Consider the following 19,817-nt stretch of genomic DNA (forward strand, 5'->3'; position numbering starts at 1 on the left):
CTTTTCAGACCTGCGGTCCAGGAGTAGAAAGTGGCAGTCGCCATGGATAATGCAATTTTAGAAAACATCTTGCGGCAAGTGCGGCCGCTCATTGGTCAGGGTAAAGTCGCGGATTATATTCCGGCGCTGGCTACAGTAGACGGTTCCCGATTGGGGATTGCTATCTGTACCGTTGACGGACAGCTTTTTCAGGCCGGAGACGCGCAAGAACGTTTTTCCATTCAGTCTATTTCCAAAGTGCTGAGTCTCGTTGTCGCCATGCGTCATTACTCCGAAGAGGAAATCTGGCAACGCGTCGGCAAAGATCCGTCTGGATCACCGTTCAATTCTTTAGTGCAACTGGAAATGGAACAGGGTATTCCGCGTAATCCGTTCATTAATACCGGTGCGCTGGTGGTCTGCGATATGTTGCAAGGGCGACTAAGCGCACCACGGCAACGTATGCTGGAAGTCGTGCGCGGCTTAAGCGGTGTGTCTGATATTTCATACGATACGGTGGTAGCGCGTTCCGAATTTGAACATTCCGCGCGAAATGCGGCTATCGCCTGGCTGATGAAGTCGTTTGGCAATTTCCATCATGACGTGACAACCGTTCTGCAAAACTACTTTCATTACTGCGCTCTGAAAATGAGCTGTGTAGAGCTGGCCCGGACGTTTGTCTTTCTGGCTAATCAGGGGAAAGCTATTCATATTGATGAACCTGTGGTGACGCCAATGCAGGCGCGGCAAATTAACGCGCTGATGGCGACCAGTGGTATGTACCAGAACGCGGGGGAGTTTGCCTGGCGGGTGGGACTACCGGCGAAATCTGGCGTTGGTGGCGGTATTGTGGCGATTGTTCCGCATGAAATGGCCATCGCAGTCTGGAGTCCGGAACTGGATGATGCAGGTAACTCGCTTGCGGGTATCGCCGTCCTTGAACAATTGACGAAACAGTTAGGGCGTTCGGTTTATTAATGCAGTCTCTCGATCCACTCTTCGCGCGTTTATCCCGTTCAAAATTTCGCTCTCGCTTTCGTCTGGGCATGAAAGAGCGTCAGTATTGCCTGGAGAAAGGCGCGCCAGTCATCGAACAACATGCGGCGGATTTTGTCGCTAAACGTCTTGCTCCGGCATTACCGGCTAATGACGGTAAGCAAACCCCCATGCGCGGGCATCCGGTGTTTATCGCTCAGCACGCCACCGCGACCTGCTGTCGCGGTTGTCTGGCTAAGTGGCATAACATTCCGCAGGGTGTTTCGTTAAGCGAAGAACAACAACGTTATATCGTGGCGGTAATCTATCACTGGCTGGTTGTATAGATGAATCAGCCATGAGAATTGCGGAAAACGATAAAATAGCATTCCCAGGGTACCTTTATTTGCCGCCGCTGTTAGCGAACATGCTATCCTTTATGAGAATTTACTTATCACGTTGAGATAATTGCCACCCGCAATTGTATGGACAGATAATTAATGCATGTACACCCCATTTCAACTTTCCGTTTGTTCCAGGAAGGTCATCTGCTACGTAATAGCATCGCTATTTTTGCGCTAACCACGCTGTTCTATTTTATTGGTGCAGAGTTACGGCTGGTTCACGAACTTTCTCTTTTCTGGCCGCTGAATGGCGTAATGGCGGGGGTGTTTGCCCGCTATGTCTGGCTTAATCGACTGCATTACTATGCGATCAGTTATGTGGCGATGCTGGTTTATGATGCCATAACCACCGAATGGGGACTGGTTTCACTGGTTATCAATTTCTCCAATATGATGTTTATTGTTACCGTCGCCTTACTGGTCGTGCGGGATAAGCGTCTGGGGAAAAATAAGTATGAGCCAGTAAGTGCTTTACGGCTATTTAATTACTGTCTGATTGCCGCATTATTATGCGCTATTGTCGGGGCGATTGGTTCGGTCAGTATTGATAGTCTGGATTTCTGGCCTTTGCTTGCGGACTGGTTCAGTGAGCAATTCTCAACGGGCGTGTTGATCGTGCCTTGTATGCTGACGTTGGCTATTCCTGGAGTGCTGCCGCGCTTTAAAGCAGAACAGATGATGCCCGCCATCGCGTTTATTGTGTCGGTTATTGCCTCGGTAGTCATTGGCGGAGCGGGGAGTCTGGCGTTCCCGCTGCCTGCATTAATCTGGTGTGCAGTGCGCTATACGCCGCAGGTAACATGTCTGTTGACCTTTGTCACCGGTGCGGTGGAAATCGTACTGGTGGCAAATTCGGTGATTGATATCTCGGTCGGTTCGCCGTTCTCCATTCCGGAAATGTTCTCCGCACGTCTCGGTATTGCCACGATGGCGATATGCCCAATTATGGTTTCTTTTAGCGTGGCAGCGATCAATTTGCTAATGAAGCAAGTTGCGCTGCGAGCCGACTTTGATTTTCTGACTCAGGTTTACTCACGGTCCGGTCTTTATGAGGCGCTGAAAAGTCCATCGCTGAAACAGACACAACATCTGACGGTCATGCTGCTTGATATCGACTATTTCAAAAGCATTAACGATAACTATGGACATGAATGTGGCGATAAAGTGTTAAGCGTGTTTGCCCGGCATATTCAGAAGATTGTCGGTGATAAGGGGCTGGTGGCGCGCATGGGCGGCGAAGAATTTGCTGTTGCAGTGCCGTCGGTGAATCCTGTCGATGGTCTGCTAATGGCGGAAAAAATCCGTAAAGGCGTTGAACTGCAACCATTCACCTGGCAACAAAAAACGCTTTATCTCACGGTAAGTATTGGCGTCGGTAGTGGTCGCGCATCGTACCGAACGCTGACCGATGATTTTAATAAATTGATGGTCGAAGCCGATACGTGTCTGTATCGCTCGAAGAAAGATGGGCGCAACCGTACCAGCACTATGCGTTACGGTGAGGAAGTTGTCTGACATCTTTATTCATTCCGCGCGATTTGAATGCAATGTGTTCTACCACTTTATGATCCAGGAAAAGGCGTATTTCCTCGATTAAACCATGATCCGCGCCACACTTTTCTCATAAAACTGCTCATTAATCATCAGGAGTTGATCAAAACAGGGGTTCGGCGTATTAAAGTTTGCTAACCTGTCGCACCAATTCAAACGGGTTGTATGACTAATCAGAAGGGAACCCATTGTGAAAACACTAAATCGTCGCGATTTTCCCGGTGCACAGTATCCAGAACGTATCATTCAGTTTGGTGAAGGTAACTTCCTGCGCGCCTTTGTTGACTGGCAAATCGATCTCCTGAATGAGCACACCGATCTGAATTCTGGCGTGGTCGTTGTTCGTCCGATTGAAACTTCATTCCCGCCGTCACTGAGCACGCAGGATGGTCTGTACACCACCATTATCCGTGGCCTGAATGAGAAGGGGGAAGCGGTCAGCGACGCGCGTCTGATTCGCTCGGTTAATCGTGAAATCAGCGTCTACAGTGAATACGATGAATTCCTGAAACTGGCGCACAACCCGGAAATGCGCTTTGTTTTCTCTAACACCACCGAAGCGGGTATCAGCTACCATGCGGGCGATAAATTCGATGACGCGCCAGCGGTAAGCTATCCGGCAAAACTGACCCGTCTGCTGTTCGAACGCTTTAGCCATTTCAACGGTGCGCTGGATAAAGGTTGGATCATCATTCCGTGTGAGTTGATTGACTACAATGGCGACGCGTTGCGTGAACTGGTGCTGCGCTATGCGCAAGAGTGGGCACTGCCAGAAGCATTTATTCAATGGCTGGATCAGGCTAACAGCTTCTGTTCTACGCTGGTGGACCGTATCGTTACCGGTTATCCGCGCGATGAAGTGGCTAAACTGGAAGAAGAACTGGGTTATCACGATGATTTCCTCGACACCGCTGAACACTTTTACCTGTTTGTGATTCAGGGGCCGAAATCCTTAGCGACTGAGCTGCGCCTGGACAAATATCCGCTCAACGTGCTGATTGTTGACGATATTAAACCGTATAAAGAACGCAAAGTGGCAATCCTCAACGGTGCGCACACCGCGCTGGTGCCGGTGGCGTTCCAGGCAGGGCTGGATACCGTAGGTGAAGCGATGAACGATGCTGAAATTTGCGCATTCGTTGAAAAAGCCATCTACGAAGAAATTATTCCGGTACTGGATTTGCCTCGTGATGAACTGGAATCTTTCGCCAGTGCAGTCACCGGGCGTTTCCGTAACCCGTACATTAAGCATCAGCTGCTGTCTATCGCGCTCAACGGTATGACCAAGTTCCGCACCCGCATCCTGCCGCAGCTGCTGGCAGGGCAGAAGGCAAATGGCACACTTCCGGCGCGCCTTACTTTCGCATTAGCGGCATTGATTGCGTTCTATCGTGGTGAGCGTAACGGAGAAACATATCCGGTACAGGACGATGCACACTGGCTGGAACGTTATCAGCAACTCTGGAGCCAGCATCGTGACCGTGTTATCGGTACCCAGGAACTGGTAGCGATTGTGTTGGCAGAAAAAGACCACTGGGAGCAGGACCTGACGCAAGTGCCTGGTCTGGTCGAGCAGGTTGCTAATGACCTGGATGCGATTCTTGAAAAAGGGATGCGCGAAGCTGTACGTCCGTTGTGCTAATAACACCGTTACTTCTGAACCCGGTTTCGACCGGGTTTCTTATTTCACTATGTTAGTTACAACATCCTATATTCCTTTATCATTAACAGGTGTCACATGCAGCGCCTGTTAATGTTGTAAGCTTGACATATAGGAAATTGAAAAACCAGACGATACCGCTGTCCACGCCTTATGCCACGTGAGCTTTTCTGCTTTTCCCTCCACTCCGGTGTTTTCTCTCTCTGCATGGTCGATTCTTATACCGCAACAGGCTGTTTTTTATACTTGCACCGATTCCCGGGCACACTTAGCCTGTGTCAGGCCGGCATATACCTCAGCAGACTGATATCCCGCGCGTTTTTCTTCAGCCCCTCCACATTCAGTCCCGCGATGGCCCGGCGGTATACCATCCGGCCGCCACACAGCACGCATTCGAACGGGTCACGACTCAAGAACTGTTGACCATTTGTGCATAGCACACTTTCGCCACTGGTTCCGGTTTATCCATCCCCAGAGCACGGTACACCTGCCGCAGCTTCTCTTCACACACCCGGTTGGCAAGGAACCCGAAGTACCTCACCATCTTAAAAAACTTCTACGGCATGTGCTGTTTCAGCCTCGCGACCAGCTCACGCTGTGTCAGCGTTTCCGTCGCCGTTTCTCCCGTTTTGTGGTCCAGGTAACGGAAGCTCAGGCTCGCCCCTCCGTTGTAATGTGCCAGCCGGGAGGCCGCTATCGGCGGCTTCTTCAGATAACGACCCAGGTAGCGCGCCGTATTCCTCCCGCCGGCCGTTTTTTTCGACATGTACACATGCCAGTATTTTCCTCCGGCTTTCAGCACCAGGCTTCTCCTCTGTGATTCCGTCGTGATATGTGACAACGACTCCGGCATCGCCAGCCCCTCTGACCACGCTTTCAGAAGCCGTTGCCGCATATTCCACATCCACCGCGAACGCATCGCGTCTTTCAGGAAGCTCAGCTTTTTCCACTGACCATGCTTATTCAGACCTCCACAGGTTACAGACACATGTACATGCGGATGCCAGTTGAGACGACGGCCATACGTGTGGATGGCGCAGAAGATACCGGGTTCCTGCCCCCGTTTCCGGGCGGCATACAGCAGATTCTCCACCGCCAGACGGCACACGTCATTCAGCAGCCACCGGTTGCTTTCGAACACCGGCCACTGCGTGTCCGGCAGGGTGAAGACCAGGTGTACCCAGTCGCAGTCAGGAAGACGATTCAGCTGTGTCGCTATCCACAGGTCTGTGGCCTTTTTTCCGCAGGACGGGCAGGCACGGCTGCCGCATGAGTTAGTGACGTATCTGACGTGGGGGCACTCAGGTTTATCGCAGATGTATTCCTTCACGCCCAGTATCCGCGTGCCGCAGGCCAGCATTTTTGTGACAGCCTCAACCTCGATATCGCGCAGACCGCCCGCATCCAGGAAGGATGTCCAGCACTGGTTGGTTGTGAACAGGCGTTTCAGCGGTCGGGGAGTAAAAGCGGACAACATGAGGACGGATTAACCCCCGGTATGCTGTAGCCGGGTAAGGGCTGCTGTGTCGCCACGGCGCTCCAGGATGGAGGCCGCGACCATCGCAGGTGGTGGGTCCATGGGTTTGAGCATCTTCATCCAGTCCCATTCACGTTGTGAGAGCTTCTCAGCACCAACAGAGAGCAGAACGGTATCTATACTTTTGCGGGTCAACATAAGAGGATGAGTCCTTAATAAAACAGGTCCTCAGAGCATACATATTCTGCGGAGCGTGCGGCAACACCAGGACGAACAGGGGCAGTTTTCAATTTGCAGCCGTCAGGCTGCCGTGGTTCTAGGTAATTTGTAAGTAGCGTCTTGAGAATGTGATCGTAATCACGTTTAATAGGGCGACTTTTCCACGCCTGAAGATAACCATGATTGTTCGTCCACAACAACACTGGCTGCGCCGTATTTTTGTCTGGCACGGCTCAGTATTATCCAAGATATCCTCGCGCTTACTACTCAATTTTCTCTTTTCTATTGCTGTTATATTCATGCTGCCCTGGTACACGCATCTGGGCATCAAATTCACCCTCGCACCGTTCAGCATTCTCGGTGTCGCCATCGCCATTTTTCTTGGTTTTCGTAATAATGCCGGGTACGCCCGTTACGTTGAAGCGCGAAAACTTTGGGGGCAGTTGATGATTGCCTCACGGTCGTTACTGCGAGAGGTAAAAACGACATTGCCGGATTCGGCAAGTGTAAGGGAGTTTGCCAGGCTGCAAATCGCCTTCGCCCACTGTTTACGCATGACATTACGCAAACAGCCACAGGCGGAAGTGCTGGCTCATTATCTCAAGACTGGAGATCTTCAGCGTGTACTGGCTTCGAACTCTCCAGCTAACCGTATCTTGTTAATAATGGGAGAATGGTTGGCGGTTCAGCGCCGCAATGGACAGCTTTCAGATATCCTGTTTATTAGCCTCAACGATCGGCTTAATGATATTTCAGCGGTTCTGGCAGGCTGTGAGCGCATTGCCTACACGCCAATTCCCTTTGCCTACACCCTGATTTTGCATCGTACCGTTTATCTGTTTTGTATCATGCTGCCGTTCGCGCTGGTCGTGGACCTGCATTACATGACGCCTTTTATCTCTGTGCTGATTTCCTACACTTTTATTTCGCTGGATTGTCTGGCGGAAGAACTGGAAGATCCGTTCGGTACTGAAAACAATGATTTACCGCTGGATGCCATCTGCAACGCTATTGAAATTGACCTGTTACAGATGAACGATGAAGCAGAAATTCCAGCAAAAATTCTTCCCGATCGTCATTACCAGCTGACGTGATAATTACTCCGTACGGCGGGCAACAATAAACAGACGCGGAAATGCCAGCAGTATCTGTCCGTTCTCTTGCAGTGGATACTGCTCTTCCAGCATCTGATGGTAGCGCGTAAGAAAAAGCTGCTGTTCGCTCTCGGTCAGATCCTGTAACCACGGACGTAATCCAGTGGCGGTCACCCAATCGATAATCGCCTGGTGCGACGGCATCTGGTGATAGTAAGTGGTTCGCCAGATATCGACCTCACATCCGGCTTCGCTCAAAATATCGTAGTAAGCATGAACGCCAGCCAACGGCTCACGCCCGCGATCCGGGTAGTTTTGTTCCCAAGCAACTTCGCGCATGAGCACATGGGTCGGCTCCAGCCAGTTATCTGGCATCTGTACTGCCAGCACGCCCTGCGGATTAAGTAAAGAAACCAAGTGAGGAAACAATTCGTAGTGGTCGGGCAGCCATTGCAGTGAGGCATTAGCAAAAATCAGATCGAGTGCCTGTTCCGGTTGCCAGTTGCGGATGTCTGCTTCCACGAACTGGCAGTCTGGCAAAGCACTGCGCGCTTCAGCAATCATCGCCGGAGACGAGTCGATGCCTGTTATCCTGGCCGCAGGCCAACGTTGATGCAGCAGGGCGGTGCTGTTACCTGGGCCACAGCCAAGATCGGCAACATATTCGACATTCTCCAGCGGCACTCTGGCAAGCAGCTCCACCGCCGGACGCGATCGTTCAGCGGAAAAGTGCAGATATAAAGAGGGGTTCCAGTCAGACATTTTTTTTACTCCCGTCAGCGCGTTACCCCAATTGTAGCCTCACGGCATCAACCCATTGAACAGACGTTTTTTACGCGGCCCGGTCATTAAAGATTCCAGTTTCGCGACACAGGTTTTGTAGTGAGGCGTGGTTTTATGGAATGCCACTGTGTCTTCATCTTTATAGGCTTCGTAAATATAAAAGCGCGAATTCACTTCCGGGTCCTGTAAGACATCGAAGCGCAAATTACCTTCTTCCTGTACAGAGCCCAGGTGGTTCTGGCGAAAAACTTCGATAAACTCGTCAACCTTGTCTTCATGAACGTTAATTTCAACCAGTGTGACGTGCATAATTCTTCTCCTTAAATCCGCAGTTACTGTTTTTCACTCAGATAGAGTTCATATGCCCGATCAGCCGTTTCGTTATGGTGAACCACCGCCTGTACGGCTTTCATCATCGCCACCGGATGGTCAGACTGGAAAATATTACGCCCCATATCCACACCAGAAGCGCCCTGATCGATAGCCTGCCAGCACATTTCCAGCGTCTCGCGCTCCGGTAATTTTTTACCGCCAGCAATAACAATGGGTACCGGACATCCGGCAACAATCCGTTCAAAACCTTTTTCGACATAATAGGTTTTGATAATTTGCGCCCCCATTTCAGCGGCGATTCGAGTCGCGAGCGAGAAATAACGCTGATCGCGCACCATATCTTTGCCCACGCCAGTCACGGCCATGGTCGGCATTCCCACTTTCATTCCGGCATCGACCAGCTGAATAATATTTTTGATCGACTGATGTTCATATTCGCTGCCGATATAAACCTGCGCCGCCACCGCGCAACTGTTCAGGCGCACGGCATCATCCATCGATAACGCCACGGCTTCATTACTTAATTCCGCCAGAATAGAGTTCGCACCTGACGCCCGCAGTACCACCGGCTTATTGGTCGCCGGGGGAACTACGCTGCGCAAAATGCCGCGCGTACACATTAATACATCGGCATGTTCAAACAGCGGGGCGATATTTATATCAATGCGTTCAAGTCCGATAGTCGGCCCCTGAAAATAACCATGGTCAAAGGCCAGCATCACAGTTTTACCCGTTTTCGGATTAAATATCCACGATAAGCGTGACTGCATTCCCCAATCCAGCTGGATTTGCCCCTATATTTCCAGACATCTGTTATCACTTAACCCATTACAAGCCCGCTGCCGCAGATATTCCCGTGGCGAGCGATAACCCAGCGCACTATGCGGATGCCATTCGTTATAATGCTCGAACGCCTCTGCAAGGTTCTTTGCTGCCGTTAACCCGTCTGGTTTGGGCATGATACTGATGTAGTCACGCTTTATCGTTTTCACGAAGCTCTCTGCTATTCCGTTACTCTCCGGACTCCGCACCGCCGTGTTCTTCGGTTCAAGTCCCAACATCCGGGCGAACTGGCGTGTTTCATTAGCCCGGTAGCATGAACCATTATCCGTCAGCCACTCCACTGGAGACGACGGAAGATCGTTGCCGAAGCGGCGTTCCACCGCTCCCAGCATGACGTCCTGTACTGTTTCACTGTTGAAGCCGCCGGTAGTCACCGCCCAGTGCAGTACCTCACGATCACAGCAGTCCAGCGCGAACGTGACACGCAGTCTCTCTCCGTTATCACAGCAGAACTCGAACCCGTCAGAGCACCATCGCTGATTGCTTTCTTTCACGGCCACTCTGCCTGTATGTGCCCGTTTCGATGGCGGTACAGCAGGTTTTCGCTCAAGCAACAGCGCATTCTGGCGCATGAGCCGGTAAACACGTTTGGCATTGATCGCAGGCATACCATCAAGTTCTGCCTGTCTGCGAAGCAGCGCCCATACCCGACGATAACCATACGTGGGCAGCTCTCCGATAACATGGTGTATACGGAGAAGCACATCCGTATCATCAGTGTGACGACTGCGGCGGCCATCCATCCAGTCATCGGTTCGTCTGAGAATGACGTGCAACTGCGCACGCGACACCCGGAGACAACGGCTGACTAAGCTTACTCCCCATCCCCGGGCAATAAGGGCGCGTGCGCTATCCACTTTTTTGCCCGTCCATATTCAACGGCTTCTTTGAGGAGTTCATTTTCCATCGTTTTCTTGCCGAGCAGGCGCTGGAGTTCTTTAATCTGCTTCATGGCGGCAGCAAGTTCAGAGGCAGGAACAACCTGTTCTCCGGCGGCCACAGCAGTAAGACTTCCTTCCTGGTATTGCTTACGCCAGAGAAATAGCTGGCTGGCTGCCACACCGTGTTGCCGGTTTTCGTATGCAGTGTCTATGCGACAGACACTGCGCTCTTAGCATGGGGCAGGGAATAACCAGGCTATTTCTCCATGCACAGGCCAATTATGAAAGAGGAGAGGCTTAAGTTCTTGAACCCTGAACGAATAACGACTACCAGAAAAGCACTTCGCATCACTCAGACATAATTTAACATAATATACATTATGCGTAGTAATATTGTAGTAGCTAAATTGAGATGTCCGTCTCTGACTAAATAGACATGTCCGCGCTACAGTCTCACCACAGCGATCACTGCTTTCAAAGGATGGGACTCATGACGGCATACGGAACGGAGTAATCGGCAACTGATGCCGGGCCTCGCTGAGCGTGCACTGCTTATTATCCGTGAACGTGCCGCCAAGAACCGCGGTTTGTGCCGGACGCACAACGCCTAACCCAAGGCAACCAAGCTGCACGTCGCCTCCTCCAACGACCACCAGAGTGCCCGCCTTCAGACCGCAGAGTTCCGCCGCTTGTGAACTTACCACGCCCAGCAATGTGCCGGTTTCTTTGACAGGAGAAAGAATATCGGCACGCAGGCCAGCCATATCCAGCAATGCAGGTTTCCAGGCACGGGTGGTTAGATCAAGAAGTCCCGTGGTGCCAGCGTTAGAGGGATCCACCGCCAGTTCGCCGCTGAGCATATAGGCCAGCCAGTCGCTGATCATGGTGATGGTTGATGCCTGACGGTAAATATCGGAACGATGGTGCGCCAGCCAAAGTAATCTGGGGATGGCACTTAAAGCCAGTGTTTGTCCGGTCGCTCGATAAACTTCGTTTTCAAAGGTATTGTTGTGCAGTTCTTTAAGTTCGCTAACTTCGCGTGCCGCTCTGGCATCCACATTGGCGCAGGCCCAGATCGGTGTTCCTTCATTGTTATATAAAACAATGCCTTCACGCATAGAACATGCCGAAACGGCAGCGATATACTCCGGGTCTATGCCGGCGTTGTGCAGCGCCTGGCGCATACACTCACACGCCAGTTGCCAGTTTTTGTTGAGATCAAATTCCATAGAACCAGGAACGTCCGGTACTGCCAGATGCCGCCACTCCGCCTGTCCCACTGCTATTTGATTGCCTTCCAGGTCGAATATCACAGCCCGAATACTTCCGGTGCCTGCATCCAGCGCCATCAGGTAGTACTTTGATTCTGAAGGGGTAAAGAGTCGAGCCATTAGATTATCCTCGGCTTATGCGTTCTGTCTGTTCCTCTATACGTTCTCCATCATTCCCGGTAATAAGGTCATGCAAATTTAACTACGTAAAATCGCCGCTGCTGTGTCCTGATCGGTAACCAGTGCGTTGATATAACCGCCTTTCATTGCAGCGGCAATTGCTTCAGCTTTATTTTCTCCCCCTGCCACGCCAACCCGGACGGGTATGGTCTTCAGCGCGCTTAAAGGTAAGCCAATCAGTTCGTTATGTATTTTGATATCCGTGACAACGTCACCTTTTGCATCAAAAAAGTAGCCTAAAATGTCGCCAACCGCCCCTTTTCGGCCAATCATTAACTGTTCGCCCTGGCTGATATAACCGGAGCGAATGATTGTCGCGTCGTCTTGTTGACTCACGGCTCCAATGCCGACAATCGCCACATCCGCTGCTTGCGCGGCTAGCAGAACATCTTTGACGCAATTTTCATTTTTTAGCGTACGGGCAATGTCAGCGGAGGATGCCCGCAACGGAGCCGGAATAATATTCACACTGCACGCCGCGTTAAGCTGCCCGATACCCGTCATATAAGAACCGACGCCACCGGAGAGCGTGACCAGGCGAATTTGCTGTGACGAAATAAAACCACTTAAGCGTTGCAGCGTATTCATGGTTGCCTCGCCAAAACCAATCGCCAGCATCTGTTGTGGTTGAAGTAAACTCATCAACATATGCGCCGCGCCTATCCCTAGTCGCCCGCCGACATCAGCATCCGCAAGCCCAGGGATCACCCGGACATGTTGCAGCGAAAACTGACGACGTAATTGAGTTTCATATTCCAGACAGCCTTCAAAGCGAGAATTAATCTGTACGCGAATAATGCCGGACTGATGCCCTTTCTCCAGCAAGCGCGACACTTTCAAACGGGTCAGGCCGAGACGATCGCTGATCTCGCTCTGGGTCAGCCCGTCGTGATAGTAAAACCACGCGATCCGCGCGACCTGTTCTTCTTCACACATTCCCTGTTCTGAAATTGCCGAATCGTTGATTGTCATAATTCATTCTTCACTTTGAACATATTTAAATCTTTAATGCAATTGTTCAGTTCTTGCGCATTTATATCTGTGATGGCAACCACAGTTTGACTCTACGAGCATGAACAAACGCAACCGTGAAAATCAAAATAGCATAAATTGTGATCTATTCGTCGGAAATATGTGCAATGTCCACCTAAGGTTATGAACAAATTAAAAGTAGAAATACATTTGTTCAAAACTCACCTGCAAAACTGAACGGGGGAAATATGCAAACGAGTGATACCCGCGCGTTACCGCTACTTTGCGCCCGCTCGGTTTATAAACAGTATTCAGGGGTCAATGTCCTGAAAGGCATCGATTTTACGTTGCATCAGGGGGAGGTCCACGCCCTGCTCGGCGGCAATGGTGCCGGTAAATCGACGTTAATGAAGATTATTGCCGGTATTACCCCTGCTGATAGCGGTACGCTGGAGATTGGGGGCAACAACTACGCCAGATTAACGCCAGTTCATGCTCATCAGCTGGGCATTTATCTCGTTCCCCAGGAACCGCTGCTTTTCCCAAGCCTGTCGATAAAAGAAAACATCCTGTTTGGGCTGGCAAAAAAACAGCTCTCCATGCAGAAAATGAAGAACTTGCTGGCGGCGCTGGGCTGCCAGTTTGATCTGCATAGTCTGGCAGGATCGCTGGATGTCGCCGATCGCCAAATGGTGGAAATCCTCCGCGGGCTGATGCGCGACTCGCGGATTCTGATCCTCGATGAACCTACCGCCTCGCTTACCCCTGCGGAAACCGAACGCTTGTTTAGTCGCTTGCAAGAGCTGCTTGCTACTGGCGTGGGTATTGTTTTTATCTCGCATAAGCTGCCGGAAATTCGCCAGATTGCCGATCGAATTAGCGTGATGCGCGACGGAACCATCGCCTTAAGCGGCAAAACCAGCGAACTGTCTACCGACGACATTATTCAGGCCATCACCCCAGCGGTACGGGAAAAATCGCTCTCTGCCAGCCAAAAATTATGGCTGGAGTTACCTGGTAACCGCCCACAACATGCCGTCGGAACGCCGGTGCTGACACTGGAAAATCTGACTGGCGAAGGCTTCAGGAATGTCAGCCTGACGCTCAATGCCGGAGAAATTCTGGGCCTGGCTGGGCTGGTGGGAGCCGGACGCACAGAACTGGCCGAGACGCTCTATGGTCTGCGTACTTTGCGTGGCGGACGCATTATGCTGAATGGTAAAGAGATCAATAAATTATCCACTGGAGAACGTTTACTGCGCGGTCTGGTTTATCTGCCGGAAGATCGCCAGTCATCCGGACTGAATCTCGATGCTTCGCTGGCCTGGAACGTCTGCGCCCTTACTCATAACCTTCGTGGATTCTGGGCGAAAACCGCGAAAGATAATGCCACCCTGGAACGTTATCGTCGGGCGCTGAATATTAAATTTAACCAACCGGAACAAGCTGCACGGACATTATCCGGTAGCAACCAGCAAAAAATCCTCATTGCCAAATGCCTGGAAGCTTCGCCGCAAGCATTGATTGTCGATGAGCCGACGCGCGGCGTGGATGTCTCGGCCCGTAATGATATCTACCAGCTGTTGCGCAGCATCGCCGCACAGAATGTGGCTGTGCTGTTTATCTCCTCTGATATGGAAGAGATCGAACTGATGGCAGATCGTGTGTATGTGATGCATCAGGGCGAAATTACCCACTCTGCACTGACCGGGCGCGATATTAATGTCGAGACTATTATGCGCGTTGCCTTCGGCGATAGTCAGCGTCAGGAGGCATCATGCTGAAGTTTATTCAGAACAACCGTGAAATCACGGCATTGCTGGCGGTGGTGCTGCTGTTTGTATTACCCGGTTTTCTCGACCGCCAGTATTTAAGTGTGCAAACGCTGACCATGGTTTATAGCAGCGCGCAAATCCTGATCCTGCTGGCAATGGGCGCGACGCTGGTAATGCTTACGCGCAATATTGATGTTTCAGTGGGTTCGATTACCGGAATGTGCGCGGTGCTGTTGGGGATGTTACTGAACGCAGGATATTCACTACCTGTTGCCTGTGTCGCGACTTTACTGCTTGGTTTGCTCGCGGGATTTTTCAACGGTGCCCTGGTCGCGTGGCTAAAGATCCCTGCCATTGTTGCCACCCTTGGCACGTTAGGGTTGTACAGAGGCATCATGTTGCTGTGGACTGGCGGTAAATGGATTGAAGGGTTACCCGCCGAACTGAAACAGCTCTCCGCCCCGCTGCTGCTTGGCATTTCAGCAATTGGTTGGTTGACGATAATTCTGGTGGCATTTATGGCCTGGCTGCTGGCGAAGACGGCGTTTGGACGCAGTTTTTATGCCACGGGCGATAATTTACAGGGCGCTCGTCAACTGGGCGTTCGTACGGAAGCCATTCGCATTGTGGCATTTTCGTTGAACGGCTGCATGGCGGCACTGGCGGGAATTGTGTTTGCTTCGCAGATTGGTTTTATCCTCAACCAGACCGGTACCGGGCTGGAGATGAAAGCAATTGCAGCCTGCGTGCTGGGCGGCATTAGTTTGCTCGGTGGTTCCGGTGCGATCATCGGTGCGGTACTCGGCGCATGGTTCCTGACGCAGATCGATAGCGTACTGGTGCTGTTGCGCATTCCGGCATGGTGGAATGATTTTATCGCGGGTCTGGTTCTGCTGGCGGTGCTGGTGTTTGATGGACGCCTGCGTTGTGCGCTGGAACGTAATCTACGGCGGCAAAAATATGCCCGCTTTATGACGCCACCGCCATCCGTTAAACCCGCTTCGTCAGGTAAAAAACGGGAGGCCGCATAATGCGTATTCGCTACGGTTGGGAACTGGCTCTTGCCGCACTGCTCGTTATTGAGATTGTCGCATTTGGTGCAATTAACCCGCGAATGTTAGATCTCAATATGTTGCTGTTCAGCACCAGTGACTTTATCTGCATTGGCATTGTCGCTCTACCGCTGACGATGGTGATTGTCAGTGGCGGGATCGATATTTCGTTTGGTTCGACCATCGGCCTCTGCGCCATTGCATTGGGCGTACTGTTTCAAAGTGGTGTGCCGATGCCGCTGGCGATACTCCTGACCTTACTGCTCGGCGCATTGTGCGGGCTGATCAACGCCGGATTAATTATCTATACCAAAGTTAACCCGCTGGTGATTACGCTTGGCACGCTGTATCTGTTTGCCGGAAGCGCTCTGCTGCTTTCCGGTATGGCCGGAGCGACGGGGTACGAAGGTATTGGTGGATTCCCGATGGCGTTTACAGATTTCGCTAACCTGGATGTGCTGGGACTCCCCGTTCCGCTGATTATCTTCCTGATATGTCTCCTCGTTTTCTGGCTCTGGCTGCATAAAACCCATGCCGGACGTAATGTGTTTTTGATTGGGCAAAGCCCGCGCGTGGCGCTTTATAGCGCGATTCCAGTTAACCGCACCTTATGTGCGCTCTATGCCATGACGGGGCTGGCGTCTGCGGTCGCCGCTGTGCTGCTGGTATCGTATTTTGGTTCAGCACGTTCCGATCTCGGTGCGTCGTTTCTGATGCCCGCCATCACCGCCGTGGTGCTTGGCGGGGCCAATATTTATGGTGGTTCCGGTTCCATTATCGGCACCGCCATTGCGGTTTTATTAGTGGGATATTTGCAGCAAGGTTTGCAAATGGCAGGAGTGCCAAATCAGGTGTCCAGCGCCCTTTCCGGTGCGCTGCTTATCGTCGTTGTCGTAGGTCGTTCCGTTAGCCTGCATCGCCAGCAAATTAAAGAGTGGCTGGCGCGTCGGGCCAATAACCCATTGCCATAAAGGATATCTTCATGACACTTCATCGCTTTAAGAAAATCGCCTTACTTAGCGCTCTTGGCATTGCCGCAATCTCTATGAATGTGCAGGCCGCAGAGCGTATTGCATTTATTCCCAAACTGGTTGGCGTGGGATTTTTTACCAGCGGTGGCAACGGCGCACAACAAGCGGGTAAAGAGCTGAGCGTTGATGTGACCTACGACGGGCCGACAGAACCCAGTGTTTCTGGTCAGGTACAGTTGATTAATAACTTCGTCAATCAAGGTTATAACGCCATTATTCGTTTCTGCGGTTTCGCCTGATGGCTTGTGTCCGGCACTGAAACGCGCCATGCAACGTGGTGTGAGAGTGCTGACCTGGGACTCTGATACTAAACCGGAGTGCCGCTCTTACTACATTAATCAGGGAACGCCCGCCCAGTTGGGAGGTATGTTGGTGGATATGGCGGCGCGTCAGGTGAATAAAGACAAAGCCAAAGTCGCGTTTTTCTACTCAAGCCCCACCGTTACGGACCAAAACCAGTGGGTGAAAGAAGCGAAAGCGAAAATCGCCAAAGAGCATCCAGGCTGGGAAATTGTCACTACGCAGTTTGGCTATAACGATGCCACTAAATCGTTACAAACCGCAGAAGGAATATTAAAAGCGTATAGCGATCTCGACGCCATTATCGCCCCCGATGCCAACGCCCTGCCCGCTGCCGCACAAGCCGCAGAAAACCTGAAAAATGACAAAGTAGCGATTGTCGGATTCAGTACGCCAAATGTGATGCGCCCGTATGTAGAGCGCGGCACGGTGAAAGAATTTGGACTGTGGGATGTGGTTCAGCAAGGCAAAATTTCAGTGTATGTCGCGGATGTATTATTGAAAAAAGGATCAATGAAAACGGGCGACAAGCTGGATATCCAGGGCGTAGGTCAGGTTGAAGTCTCGCCAAACAGCGTTCAGGGCTATGACTACGAAGCGGATGGTAATGGCATCGTACTGTTACCGGAGCGCGTGATATTCAACAAAGAGAATATCGGCAAATACGATTTCTGATGTGCATTACTTAACCGGAGTAAGTTATGGCAGATTTAGACGATATTAAAGATGGTAAAGATTTTCGTACCGTTCAACCGCAACAAAATATCCCTTTTACCCTGAAAGGTTGCGGTGCGCTGGTAGACTGGCCCCCTGAATCTCCAGACAACCAGTATCACTTATTTAAGTGATAGTCTTAATACTAGTTTTTAGACTAGTCATTGGAGAACAGATGATTGATGTCTTAGGGCCGGAGAAACGCAGACGGCGTACCACACAGGAAAAGATCGCAATTGTTCAGCAGAGCTTTGAACCGGGGATGACGGTCTCCCTCGTTGCCCGGCAACATGGTGTAGCAGCCAGCCAGTTATTTCTCTGGCGTAAGCAATACCAGGAAGGAAGTCTTACTGCTGTGGCCGCCGGAGAACAGGTTGTTCCTGCCTCTGAACTTGCTGCCGCCATGAAGCAGATTAAAGAACTCCAGCGCCTGCTCGGCAAGAAAACGATGGAAAATGAACTCCTCAAAGAAGCCGTTGAATATGGACGGGCAAAAAAGTGGATAGCGCACGCGCCCTTATTGCCCGGGGATGGGGAGTAAGCTTAGTCAAGCTTAGTCAGCCGTTGTCTCCGGGTGTCGCGTGCGCAGTTGCACGTCATTCTCAGACGAACCGATGACTGGAAAGATGGTCGCCGCAGCCGTCACTCAGATGATACGGATGTGCTTCTCCGTATACACCATGTTATCGGAGAGCTGCCCACATATGGTTATCGTCGGGTATGGGCGCTGCTTCGCAGACAGGCCGAACTTGATGGTATGCCTGCGATCAATGCCAAACGTATTTACCGGCTCATGCGCCAGAATGCGCTGTTGCTTGAGCGAAAACTCGCTGTACCGCCATCGAAACGGGCACATACCGGCAGAGTGGCTGTGAAAGAAAGTAATCAGCGATGGTGCTCTGACGGGTTCGAGTTCCGCTGTGATAACGGAGAAAAACTGCGAGTCACGTTCGCGCTGGACTGCTGTGACCGTAAGGCACTGCACTGGGCGGTCACTACGGGCGGCTTCAACAGTGAAACAGTACAGGACGTCATGCTGGGAGCGGTGGAACGCCGCTTCGGCAACGATCTTCCGTCGTCTCCAGTGGAGTGGCTGACGGATAATGGTTCATGCTACCGGGCTAATGAAACACGCCAGTTCGCCCGGATGTTGGGACTTGAACCGAAGAACACGGCGGTGCGGAGTCCGGAGAGTAACGGAATAGCAGAGAGCTTCGTGAAAACGATAAAGCGTGACTACATCAGTATCATGCCCAAACCAGACGGGTTAACGGCAGCAAAGAACCTTGCAGAGGCGTTCGAGCATTATAACGAATGGCATCCGCATAGTGCGCTGGGTTATCGCTCGCCACGGGAATATCTGCGGCAGCGGGCTTGTAATGGGTTAAGTGATAACAGATGTCTGGAAATATAGGGGCAAATCCAGTCCTTGTGATTTAAAGATGTGAATCGCCACGGATAATCTAGACACTTCCGAGCCGTTGATAATACTGGTTTTCATATTCTGTCGGTGACATCTGTTCGCTAGAACCATGCCGACGCTTACTGTTATAAAACATTTCGATGTAATCAAAAATATCACTGCGGGCTTCTTCCCGCGTTCCGTAGATCTTTTTCTTTATCCGTTCACGTTTCAACAACTGGAAAAAACTTTCTGCAACCGCATTATCATGGCAGTTACCGCGACGGCTCATGCTACCCTCCAGGCCGTGTGATTTCAGGAACGACTGCCACTCATGGCTTGTGTACTGACTGCCCTGATCCGAATGAACCAGCACCTGTTTTTCGGGATTACGCCACCATACAGCCATCAGCAGTGCGTTCAGGACAATGTCCTTTGTCATCCGGGATTGCATGGACCAGCCGATAATTTTGCGTGAGAACAGATCAACAACAACGGCAAGATACAGCCAGCCTTCGTGGGTCCTGATGTAGGTTATGTCCGTTACCCAACGCTCATCAGGAGCATCCGGATTGAACTGTCGCTGGAGCCTGTTGGGTGACACGATACTGGCCTCGCCTTTACGTGCCCGCGGGCTTCGGTATCCGACCTGAGCCTTTATTCCGACACGTTTCATCAGTCTCCAGACTCTGTTTACTCCGCACTGTTGCCCGCTGTCACGCAGATCCAGATGGATTTTGCGATAACCATAGACGCATCCCGATTCCAGCCAGAACTGTTTAATCTGTCCTGTCAGTCTCAGGTCTGCCTGATGGCGTTGTGAATGCGGCTGCTGAAGCCAGGCGTAAAAACCACTGGGATGAACATCCAGCACCCGACAGAGCAGGCGAACAGGCCAGCAACAGGAGTTGTCACGGATAA

16 protein-coding genes, 4 pseudogenes and 5 other annotated features are annotated in these 19,817 nt (G+C 51.4%); of the genes and pseudogenes, 11 read left to right on the top strand and 9 right to left on the bottom strand.

The window, feature by feature from the left end; translation table 11 throughout:
* Positions 1-30: 30 nt before the first annotated feature.
* The 4 genes and pseudogenes from yneH (at position 31) to uxaB (ending at position 4,551) form a co-directional block, all read left to right on the top strand.
* A complete protein-coding gene (gene yneH, locus SF1569) occupies positions 31-957 on the top strand; it encodes a glutaminase (RefSeq protein NP_707450.1) in 927 nt (308 codons plus the stop codon).
* Positions 957-1,316, top strand: a pseudogene (locus SF1570). The gene yneH and the pseudogene SF1570 overlap by 1 nt, the downstream one beginning before the upstream one ends.
* 609 nt (positions 1,317-1,925) lie before the next feature.
* The gene (locus tag SF1571) at positions 1,926-2,873 is read left to right on the top strand and encodes a hypothetical protein (protein ID NP_707452.2); all 948 of its coding nucleotides are present in this window, start codon (positions 1,926-1,928) and stop codon (positions 2,871-2,873) included.
* 226 nt (positions 2,874-3,099) lie between these two features.
* Positions 3,100-4,551: an altronate oxidoreductase gene (uxaB, locus tag SF1572; protein ID NP_707453.1), complete on the top strand. Its 1,452-nt coding sequence runs from the start codon at positions 3,100-3,102 to the stop codon at positions 4,549-4,551.
* A 128-nt stretch (positions 4,552-4,679) separates the two neighbouring features.
* Positions 4,680-6,028, bottom strand: a mobile genetic element (partial).
* Here the strand turns inward: uxaB and SF1573 are convergent.
* Positions 4,848-6,046, bottom strand: a pseudogene (locus SF1573). (Overlaps the previous feature by 1,181 nt.)
* 9 nt (positions 6,047-6,055) lie before the next feature.
* A complete protein-coding gene (locus SF1574; RefSeq protein NP_707455.1) occupies positions 6,056-6,244 on the bottom strand; it encodes a hypothetical protein in 189 nt (62 codons plus the stop codon).
* A gap of 149 nt (positions 6,245-6,393) precedes the next feature.
* Between SF1574 and SF1575 the strand changes: the two genes are divergently transcribed.
* Positions 6,394-7,359 carry a hypothetical protein gene (locus SF1575; RefSeq protein NP_707456.1) on the top strand — a complete coding sequence of 322 codons (966 nt, stop codon included), beginning with the start codon at positions 6,394-6,396 and terminating at the stop codon, positions 7,357-7,359.
* 3 nt (positions 7,360-7,362) lie between these two features.
* On the opposite strand, the gene SF1576 is transcribed toward SF1575, so the two are convergent.
* From SF1576 to ydeW, 6 genes and pseudogenes are all read right to left on the bottom strand, one after another.
* Positions 7,363-8,121, bottom strand: coding sequence for a trans-aconitate 2-methyltransferase (locus SF1576; protein ID NP_707457.1), 759 nt, complete (start codon positions 8,119-8,121; stop codon positions 7,363-7,365).
* 39 nt (positions 8,122-8,160) lie between these two features.
* Positions 8,161-8,451 (bottom strand): autoinducer-2 (AI-2) modifying protein LsrG, encoded by a 291-nt coding sequence (locus SF1577; RefSeq protein NP_707458.1) that lies wholly within the window; start codon positions 8,449-8,451, stop codon positions 8,161-8,163.
* 23 nt (positions 8,452-8,474) lie between these two features.
* Positions 8,475-9,245 carry an autoinducer 2 aldolase gene (locus tag SF1578; protein ID NP_707459.1) on the bottom strand — a complete coding sequence of 257 codons (771 nt, stop codon included), beginning with the start codon at positions 9,243-9,245 and terminating at the stop codon, positions 8,475-8,477.
* A gap of 13 nt (positions 9,246-9,258) precedes the next feature.
* Positions 9,259-10,391: a mobile genetic element (partial), on the bottom strand.
* Positions 9,270-10,109, bottom strand: coding sequence for an IS2 transposase TnpB (locus tag SF1579; RefSeq protein NP_707460.3), 840 nt, complete (start codon positions 10,107-10,109; stop codon positions 9,270-9,272). (Overlaps the previous feature by 840 nt.)
* A gap of 375 nt (positions 10,392-10,766) precedes the next feature.
* Positions 10,767-11,590: a sequence feature (Similar to Escherichia coli K12 kinase gi: 1787789 (531 aa). BLAST with identity of 98% in 274 aa. This CDS has been truncated. The sequence has been checked and is believed to be correct.), on the bottom strand.
* Positions 10,767-11,590, bottom strand: a pseudogene (gene ydeV / locus SF1581). It overlaps the preceding feature by 824 nt.
* Positions 11,591-11,668: 78 nt before the next feature.
* Positions 11,669-12,622, bottom strand: coding sequence for a transcriptional regulator LsrR (ydeW, locus tag SF1582; protein NP_707462.1), 954 nt, complete (start codon positions 12,620-12,622; stop codon positions 11,669-11,671).
* A gap of 248 nt (positions 12,623-12,870) precedes the next feature.
* Here ydeW and SF1583 point away from each other — a divergent pair, with 248 nt between their 5' ends.
* From SF1583 to SF1588, 6 genes and pseudogenes are all read left to right on the top strand, one after another.
* Positions 12,871-14,406, top strand: coding sequence for an autoinducer 2 ABC transporter ATP-binding protein LsrA (locus SF1583; RefSeq protein ID NP_707463.1), 1,536 nt, complete (start codon positions 12,871-12,873; stop codon positions 14,404-14,406).
* Complete coding sequence (ydeY, locus tag SF1584; RefSeq protein ID NP_707464.1) at positions 14,400-15,428, top strand: autoinducer 2 ABC transporter permease LsrC; 1,029 nt, start codon at positions 14,400-14,402, stop codon at positions 15,426-15,428. Before SF1583 ends, ydeY begins: the two co-directional genes overlap by 7 nt.
* Entirely contained in the window at positions 15,428-16,420 is a 993-nt protein-coding gene (gene ydeZ / locus SF1585) for an autoinducer 2 import system permease LsrD (RefSeq protein ID NP_707465.1), read from the top strand. The genes ydeY and ydeZ overlap by 1 nt, the downstream gene beginning before the upstream one ends.
* An 11-nt stretch (positions 16,421-16,431) precedes the next feature.
* Positions 16,432-17,455, top strand: a sequence feature (Similar to Escherichia coli K12 LACI-type transcriptional regulator gi: 1787795 (341 aa). BLAST with identity of 99% in 341 aa. This CDS contains an in-frame stop codon. The sequence has been checked and is believed to be correct.).
* Positions 16,432-17,455 (top strand): annotated as a pseudogene (locus tag SF1586). (Overlaps the previous feature by 1,024 nt.)
* A gap of 123 nt (positions 17,456-17,578) precedes the next feature.
* Positions 17,579-18,919: a mobile genetic element, on the top strand.
* Positions 17,625-18,035: an IS2 repressor TnpA gene (locus SF1587; RefSeq protein NP_707466.3), complete on the top strand. Its 411-nt coding sequence runs from the start codon at positions 17,625-17,627 to the stop codon at positions 18,033-18,035. (Overlaps the previous feature by 411 nt.)
* Positions 18,084-18,908 carry an IS2 transposase TnpB gene (locus SF1588; RefSeq protein ID NP_707467.3) on the top strand — a complete coding sequence of 275 codons (825 nt, stop codon included), beginning with the start codon at positions 18,084-18,086 and terminating at the stop codon, positions 18,906-18,908. Its footprint lies within the feature at positions 17,579-18,919.
* A 38-nt stretch (positions 18,920-18,957) precedes the next feature.
* Here SF1588 and SF1589 read toward each other — a convergent pair.
* The gene (locus SF1589; protein NP_707468.1) at positions 18,958-19,770 is read right to left on the bottom strand and encodes a hypothetical protein; all 813 of its coding nucleotides are present in this window, start codon (positions 19,768-19,770) and stop codon (positions 18,958-18,960) included.
* Positions 19,771-19,817 lie beyond the last annotated feature (47 nt).

Source organism: Shigella flexneri 2a str. 301 (assembly GCF_000006925.2).
In the GTDB taxonomy this organism is placed as follows: domain Bacteria; phylum Pseudomonadota; class Gammaproteobacteria; order Enterobacterales; family Enterobacteriaceae; genus ECMA0423.